Below are 7536 nucleotides of genomic sequence, written 5' to 3' on the forward strand. Positions count from 1 at the left end.
ACCCATGAACTGCTGGAACGACTCCTGCCGCCCCGCAGACAACGCTCCAACCCCCGCGTCATCAAACGCAAGATGAGCAACTGGCACCTCAAACACACCCACCACCGCAACCCACCCCAACCACCCACCAGGGCAATCACATTCGTCCCACCCACCAAAGCAACCAGTAGACGCCAGAAAACCACCTAAATCACCGGTATTGGCCTTAGAAGCCGTATCTCAACCGAACATGATCGCTTGATTTTCGCTGGTCAGGCATGGTCTGGCTCGGAATGAGGGAGGCATCCGGCGTCTTGTTTCGGCTCCGTGATCGAGGGGTGCGCTATGGCGTCGGTGCTGGGAATGCTGGAGGAGCGGGAGACGGCGGCCCGGGTGCGGGTGGAGGGGCTGCGGGAGGAAGTCGCGCGGCTTGCCGGGGTGTTGGAGGCCGCGGAGATCGAGTTGGACCGGCGGGTGATCGCGCGGGAGGAGCTGGTGGAGGCCCTGGCGGCCTCGGCTGCCGAGACCACCGCCGTGACCGAGACGCAGGCGGAAGCCGTGTCCTCGCCCGCGCCGGTGTCGGGCTCGATCGTGCCGCCATGGCGCGAAGCGCTGCCGGTGACGGTGCTTGCGCCGGACTACCAGCGGATCCTGGGCGTGCTCGAGGAGCGGCAGTCGGCGGGTCAGGGGCCGTTGAAGGCCAGGGAGATCACGGCTTTGCTGGGCTTGGAGACAACGTCGGCGAAGGTCGAGGGGGTGCGCTCGAAGGCCCGGCGTCTGGCCGAGCGCGGGTGGCTGGTGCAGGAGACGTCGGGGGCATTCAGTGTCGGCCGGCGGCCCGTGCCCGTGGCCGTGCCAGACGTCGGCTCATCCGTGTGACCATCGACCACCGGATCAGTGCCTCGCTGCTGGCCGGCAGCGTCTCGTAGTCCCGGGCCAGCCGGCGTGAATGCATCAGCCATGCGAACGTGCGCTCTGCCACCCAGCGTCTGGGCAGCACCACGAACCCCGTCATGTCGTCGGTGCGTTTGACGATCTCCAAGGTCAGCGCGAGTTTCTGACGGCACCAGTCGACGAGGGAGCCGGTGTAGCCGCCGTCGGCCCAGACGAGGGTGATGTCGCGGTGCAGACGGCGCAGCCGCTGCAGCAGGCCCGCCGCGGCGTCCCGGTCGCCGATGTTCGCGGCGGTGACACAGACGACCAGGAGCAGACCGAGCGTGTCGGTCACGATGTGCCGCTTTCGTCCGGGCACCTTCTTTCCGCCGTCGTAGCCGCGTGAGGCGGCCGGCACCGAAGCCGCGGCCCGCACCGACTGCGCGTCGATGATCCCCGCCGTGGGCTCGGCCTCACGGCCCTCGCGTTCACGGACCCTCCCGCGCAGCCGGTCGTGGAACTCGGCGATCAGCCCGTGCTCGCGCCACCGGCGGAAGAAGGCGTAGACCCGGGCCCATGCGGGGAAATCCGCGGGCATCGCCCGCCACGAGATCCCGCCCGCGACCAGGTAACGGATCGCGTCCAGCAGTTGGCGGTGGCAGTAGCCCTCGGGCTGACCGCCCCTGCCCTTCAGCCAGGCCGGCACCGGCAGCAACGGGCGGACGGCCGCCCACTCCTCGTCCGTCATGTCGGAGGGATACCGGCGCACCCGATCAGGATGATCTGCCGCGTTGCCGTACACGTGCGCGAGGCAGTCACACGATGGTGCAGCCGAGTTGAACTGGACGGGCTCGGACGCGTACAACAACGACACCAGGGCCTCCCGGCATTGCTTGGTCAGATTCGCATCCCCGAGCTACCGAGAGGCCCTGTCTTCATACGCGCACAACGGGAAGATCACCCCCGCGGGAAACCTGTTCGACCCGCACGTTCCATGATCGGTTGAGATACGGCTTCTGGGCCATGCTCTCCTCTGGGCCGACCTTGGAGCAGGCGGCGGAGTTCCGGACGACCGCCTACGAAGCCCTGGCCTCAGGCCGCACCCCCGCCGAGCTCGTCCAAGCCGCCGAGTACGGGGCCTGGTTCGCCACAGCCGACGTCCTCCAGGCCATCCAGCATCTCGAAGACCAGCGAACCTCCACCGCACCCTGCCGGGCCCCGGACGTTTTGGTCTGGGGCCCGGCCGGTGGATGACTGCGCTAAGCGACTGCCGCGGCGAATTTCACCGGCGGGATGCCGCAGCCTTCGGGAAGCTCGGCGAGGGGGCGGCGAGGGAGGCCGGAGACGATCCACAGCCGCATGATGTCGTGAGCGACCAGCTGACCGGAGCCCGTTCCGTCCTCGTTGAGGACGTCGACCTTCAGCAGCATCCGTTGCCCGGATTCCCCCAGCGCCCAGAGGTCCAGGAAGCAGGGGCGCCGGCACGTACGGAGGTTGCGACGCTGGTTCTTCCACCGGAAGCTCACGATGCCGCCTGCGAAGGCGGCCAGTGAGAGGGCACCGGAGGCGTAGGCAGAGCGGCCGTCCCAGATCCACACCATATGGCCGTGGTCCAGTTCGCGCCCCATGATCTTCGTCGGGGACATGCTCGCGTGCTGGATCTCCACCACGCATCCGCCGGCCGCGATCACATCGGCGATGTGATTTCCGCGCCGCTGTTCTCGTTGGGTCGCCGTGATGAGCAGATAGAACAGGCCGGGGAGCACAGCGGTCTCCGGAATGCAGCAGGTGTTTTCATCCCCTGCTTCCGGGAGCCCACCGGACAGCAGTGGCACTTCAAGTTGTTGATACGGCTTTCCCGAAGAACAGTGACCGACAACGTGGCGGCGTCGTTGAGTAGGACATTGCGTGCTGAACATCCGCCCCCGTGGATACGCGAGCGAGCCCCGAACCGATGCGGTCCGAGGCTCGCAGGCTGTTCAGGGCGTTCCGCCTACAGGTCGAACTCGAGGTGCTCGATATCCGTGAAGCGGACCTCGTCCAGGAAGGTCGCGTCAGTCGCACGGTGCAGAACGAGGCCCATCACTGTCGCCCATGTTCAGCGTAGGTCGTGCGCAACCCCGCGCTGTGAGAGGGACAGAGTGCGCCGCTCACGATCGAGGCCCGTCACGACGACCGTGATGGTGCCGCCGACACCGACAGTGTCTGCAGGAATTTGTATCGATGCGTCGGCCAGCTCTCGCTGGTGCACCAATCCCTCGACTCCGTCAGCGACCCTGACAATCACACCGAACGCGAGCAGTTCGATGACGTGACCGGTGAGCCAACTGCCCACCTCGACGCCCTCGACGAAAACCTGGAAGGGGTCAGGCTGCGTCAGCCGCAGAGAGAGCCGCGCCTCCGCGTTCCAGGTGTCGAACTGAAGGAACACACAGGACACTCGCTCCCCGACCCGCACCACGTCCGATGCCGCCTTGAAGCGCCGCCAGGACAGGTCGGGCATGGCGATCAACCCGACGCCAGGCAGAGTTGGATGATCAGGCCCCTCGTCCAACGCCACCAGCACACCGAACGATTTGATCGCGGCTACGGCCCCGGACAGGACGTCACCCGGCCGCAGTGACTCCAGAAACGCCCAGAGCTCTGGATTCTCAGATGGTTCGATCATCATGCCCATTCTCGTCGCGAGGATGCTGGCACGTCCTCAGATGCGGCCCTGCCGATGTTTCTCTCAGAGCCGGACCAAGTAGCCGTGAACCGAAAGGTGGCGGTTCACGTAGCCCTTTCAGTCGCCGATGAAGAGCAGGTAGCCAGATTGGCGGATCACGTGATGTCCCGCCTCGATGACGCGCTGCACCACAGGCTTCTTTTTCTCCTCCTCGGGCAGTGCTTCGAGCTCGACGACGAACCGTTCCAGCTGGAGGGCGTTGAACATTGTCAGGCCGTACGGCGAGACGCCATACAGGAGACTATTTTCCGGCGCACGCGCGCACATCTCGCGAAACCGGTCCTCGGCGTCGTCACCGAATTCCTCGACAACGTCTCGGGCGCGGTTCAGTCTGCGGATTCCTAGCCCCATACTAGCTTCCTGCTCTCATGTCAGATGTTTGGAACGATCGGGTACATCGTGATCAGAACTCCATGCATACTCACCACGATGGTGAGGTAATGGGTCTCCCTCTCCCCGGATTCCTTGAAGATTTTGCCGAACTTATTATTAGGATCGAGGCATACGTCCTTCTCCCGGTAGGCGCTACCGCCATTCGCCTGCTTCCATTCCTCTTGATCCACCATCACTTGGCAGAAGAGGTCTTTCATGTCACCGAGGGTGAGTTGTGAACCGAAAAGCCCCTTCTTGTCGCTGATGAACTCGCCGTCTTCGAAGTGGAAGTCGCGCAGACTCCTCAGCGCAAGCTGCTCCCCGCGCATCCGAGAATGGTCCCTCGTCGATGACCATCAGGTCAACGTCGCCCTGCTGAAGTTCCCTCTTGGTGCTGGGTACCTGGAGACTGGGGCGCGAGGTTCCGGAGGAAGTAGCGCCAGGTAGGAATCAGGAGTAACCACAGCAGGTGGTATACGGGGTAGTTCGAGGCCGAAATCGGGGCGACCTTCTGGGAGGCCCGCGAGGCTGCCCGGGTCGGCATATTTCGCTACATCGAGATCAAATACAACCGCAGCTGGCTGCGTCGGCACCCCGACTACGGATACGTCACCCCGCTCGAAACGAGATCCCTGCTCAGGCAGAACCTCGCCCCAGCAGCGTAAACACCCGCTGTCCAGCTCGCGGAGAGAACTGCAGTCCGCGCATCCCTCATCAGATCACTCATACGATGCCAACGAGCCCAAACCCAAATTTTTTCGGATAAATAAGAAATTCTCCGCTGAAAAGGGACGGGGCTGAAGGCTCAGTTGATGATGCCGAGTTCGATGTCTGCGCGGCAGTGTTTGAGTAGCCCGGCCCGCGTGGGCGCCTCAACAGCAGCGGCAAAAGCTCTTATGCTGACCACGACGCCGAAGACCTCGCTGGAATCGCGACCAAGGGCCTTCGGCGTCGGGCAGGTCAGACCGGGTGGGCGGGGGCGAGCCGGTACAGTCCGCCCCTCCCTTTCTTTTTTTGGAGTCCCGGTGAATTCTGCAGAATCTTCTCTGCGATCTGCTCTTGGGCGCACACGCTGTCGGGGAACCGCGGGGCTGGTTCTCCGTCGTACAAGGTGAGCGAGTCCCAGTCGTCTGGATCAGAGACACCGCGCCGGTCGACGATCACCGCACGGGTCGGCACGTCAAGTGCCACCGAGGCCGCGATGACGGCAGACTCCACATGCTCCATCTCTTCAGAATGAAGGCCGTCCAGAAAGAAAGTCTGGATCTCGCAGCCGAGGGGCTCGTAGGTGTATGCGTCCGTCACATTGATGTCTGCGGAGAACCACCAGTTGATCGTTAAGGGCGCGATACGAAGACCGAGTATCCGGCTGAGCTCCTCTTGCCGCATGGGGACAGCGTCACCTTCGACATTGAGCACCATCGCCGCGCCCATGACCGGATGTGTGAGCGCGATGCCATGCTCCTTAAACACTTTGACCTGCTCGTCGAGAACCGAGACTGCTGCCATTTCCCGGTACCATCGGATGAATGCGTCAGCCATGGCTAACAGCTCGGCAGTGTGAAGATGTGTACATTTTCTTCCCCGAATGCTTTCTTGGCCTGCTTCACAGCACTCTCCGGCGTATTGTCGGCCAGAAAGTAAATGGCCTTTACGCCGGCCTGGTCAGCCGCGTATTTGGATATCTTGAGACGCTGTCCGAAGTCGGCCGGGTTTTTGGCTTTGGCTGCTCCACCCACGAAGATATACTCTCCATTGGGGCCGTAGACGTCAAGGCCGCTAGCTCCCACGTTCGGCATGTGGATCTTAACATCCTGCCCCTTCTCATCCTTGGCAAGCACGCCTCCTACCAACTTCGCTATGTACTGCTCGCGGGTGAGACCCAAATCCTCGATGGCCGCTGCGGAAGCGGACAGTTCTTTCGTGTCACCTGCGGAACGCATCGAAGCGAGCGACGGCGAGCTTTCCTTCTTGTCAGTCACGCACGCGGGAAGTTTTTTCCACGCTTTCTCAATGATCTCCTCGCTCTTCTCGACCAGTTTTTTGGCCTTGGCCGACTTCTCGAGAAAGTCATTGATTCCCATTATCGCCTTGGTGATCTGTGGGATCTTTCCAGCGATTTTTATTGCTTTTCCGGCGGGTAGGACGGAGACAATGGCCCACAAGCAGGTCGGAATGTCCGGGTCATCGATGCACTCCATGATGTCCTCGGCAATAAGCTCCACCAAGAGTTCGGCACCGTTCTCCAGCAGGTAGTCGAGAAGATCCTTCCCCGAAAGAGCGAGCGCTGCCTCGTACTGCTCTACGGTGATGCCGGCGTCTTCGAGCGCTCTGCGTTGGGCTTCCTCGGCATCCGTTATGAGGCTTTCGCTCCCCTCTTTACTTCCGGCGGCCTGCTCCTGCTCCTTGCGCTCCTGCTCGCGTTGGTACGCCTCGGCTCTCTTGGCCGCTTCATCCGCCTCACGCGCGCTGGTGTCCGCGTTCTTAGCCGCAGTCTCTGCGGCCTTGGCGTGCTCTTCCGCGGACGTGGCGAGTTCAGCTGCGCCGACGGCGTCCTTCTCCGCCTGTGCTGCGGCGCTTTGCGCCGTGCTCGCTTCCTTCTCCGCCAAGGTGGCGGCGCTGTTGGCGGCCGCGGCCTGGTTTTCCGCTTCGGTAGCCGCGCCCCGCGCACGCTCCGCCGCTGCCTCTGCCTGCGTGGCCGCGGTGCGTGCCGCCGACGCGTCCGCAGCGGCGGCGTCGGCCGCCCGGCGAGCCAGTCTGGCGTCGGCCTGGGCTTGGGCGTCAGCCTCATCGGCCCGTGCTGCGGAAGCTCTGGCCAGGGCGCCGTCCTCCGCGGCCTGGGCAGCGGACTTCATGGCAACGACCGAAGAACGCGCCGCGTCGGCAGACGAGCGTGCTGCCGCGGCGGCTGCCGCGTACGCCGGAGCTACCTGCGCGTTTGCCCGCTCCGCCGCCGCCTGGGCGGCATCAGCGGCCTTGAGCGCCTCGGCGGCATTGGCCTCCGCGGCCGCGACCTGCTGCGCGCCCAGCTCGAGTGCGGCCCGGGCCACTGCGGCGGCGAAATCGGCGAGAACGTCCTCACCGGTGAAGGGAGCCGTCATCGTGATAGCGGTATCGGCTGGGGCAGCGATCCCTGCCGCTGTGAAGCGGGCCGCCGTGGCAGCCTGTACAGCGATCGCGGCCTGTACCTGCGCCGTCGCCGCCTCTTTGGCGGCTCCGTCGGCCTCCGCCCGGGTGTTGCCGGCGGCTTGAAGTGACTGGTTAGCCCTGATCGCGGCCAGCCCGGCCAGCCGGGCTGTCTCATGCGCGGCGATCCCCGCCCTGGCTTCCTGCGCGGTGGCCTCGGACGCCTTGGCATGCGCCCGCTGTGTCGCGGCGCGTGTCGCAGCCGCTTCGGACTCGGCCTTGTTCGCCGCCACGTTCGCAGCGAAGGCAGCGGCCTCGGCCTTGTTCGCGGCCGCGTTAGCGCGTGAAGCATGCGCTGTGGCCTCAGCCGCTGCCGCCCGTGCCCGCGCTGCTGCTCCCGACGCCTCAATGGCCGCTGCCCGGGACCGCACCGCTGCGCCGGAGGCCGCATCCGCGGC

8 protein-coding genes and 1 pseudogene are annotated in these 7536 nt (G+C 64.6%); 2 read left to right on the top strand and 7 right to left on the bottom strand.

Going from position 1 to position 7536, the window contains the following annotated elements; translation table 11 throughout:
• The first annotated feature begins 324 nt into the window (after positions 1 to 324).
• Positions 325 to 858 carry a hypothetical protein gene (locus VN520_RS03360; RefSeq protein WP_325745317.1) on the top strand — a complete coding sequence of 178 codons (534 nt, stop codon included), beginning with the start codon at positions 325 to 327 and terminating at the stop codon, positions 856 to 858.
• On the opposite strand, the gene VN520_RS03365 is transcribed toward VN520_RS03360, so the two are convergent.
• Positions 800 to 1600, bottom strand: a complete 801-nt coding sequence (locus VN520_RS03365; RefSeq protein WP_325745318.1) for an IS5 family transposase — start codon at positions 1598 to 1600, stop codon at positions 800 to 802. The two genes, VN520_RS03360 and VN520_RS03365, sit on opposite strands and share 59 nt — an antisense overlap.
• A gap of 254 nt (positions 1601 to 1854) precedes the next feature.
• Here VN520_RS03365 and VN520_RS03370 point away from each other — a divergent pair, with 254 nt between their 5' ends.
• Positions 1855 to 2106 carry a hypothetical protein gene (locus VN520_RS03370; RefSeq protein WP_325745319.1) on the top strand — a complete coding sequence of 84 codons (252 nt, stop codon included), beginning with the start codon at positions 1855 to 1857 and terminating at the stop codon, positions 2104 to 2106.
• Between the two features lie 5 nt (positions 2107 to 2111).
• Here the strand turns inward: VN520_RS03370 and VN520_RS03375 are convergent, their stop codons facing one another.
• The 6 genes and pseudogenes from VN520_RS03375 to VN520_RS03400 form a co-directional block, all read right to left on the bottom strand.
• A complete protein-coding gene (locus VN520_RS03375) occupies positions 2112 to 2618 on the bottom strand; it encodes a hypothetical protein (RefSeq protein ID WP_325745320.1) in 507 nt (168 codons plus the stop codon).
• Positions 2619 to 2950: 332 nt separating this feature from the next.
• On the bottom strand, positions 2951 to 3523 hold the full coding sequence (locus VN520_RS03380) for a S1 RNA-binding domain-containing protein (protein WP_325745321.1): 573 nt from the start codon (positions 3521 to 3523) through the stop codon (positions 2951 to 2953).
• 114 nt (positions 3524 to 3637) lie between these two features.
• Positions 3638 to 3931 (bottom strand): hypothetical protein, encoded by a 294-nt coding sequence (locus VN520_RS03385; RefSeq protein ID WP_325745322.1) that lies wholly within the window; start codon positions 3929 to 3931, stop codon positions 3638 to 3640.
• Positions 3932 to 3951: 20 nt separating this feature from the next.
• Positions 3952 to 4281 carry a hypothetical protein gene (locus VN520_RS03390; protein WP_325745323.1) on the bottom strand — a complete coding sequence of 110 codons (330 nt, stop codon included), beginning with the start codon at positions 4279 to 4281 and terminating at the stop codon, positions 3952 to 3954.
• Positions 4282 to 4912: 631 nt separating this feature from the next.
• On the bottom strand, positions 4913 to 5494 hold the full coding sequence (locus VN520_RS03395; RefSeq protein WP_325745324.1) for a hypothetical protein: 582 nt from the start codon (positions 5492 to 5494) through the stop codon (positions 4913 to 4915).
• A gap of 2 nt (positions 5495 to 5496) precedes the next feature.
• Positions 5497 to 7536, bottom strand: a pseudogene (locus VN520_RS03400) (hypothetical protein); the annotation flags it as partial.

The organism is Streptomyces sp., assembly GCF_035563135.1.
Lineage (GTDB): Bacteria > Actinomycetota > Actinomycetes > Streptomycetales > Streptomycetaceae > Streptomyces.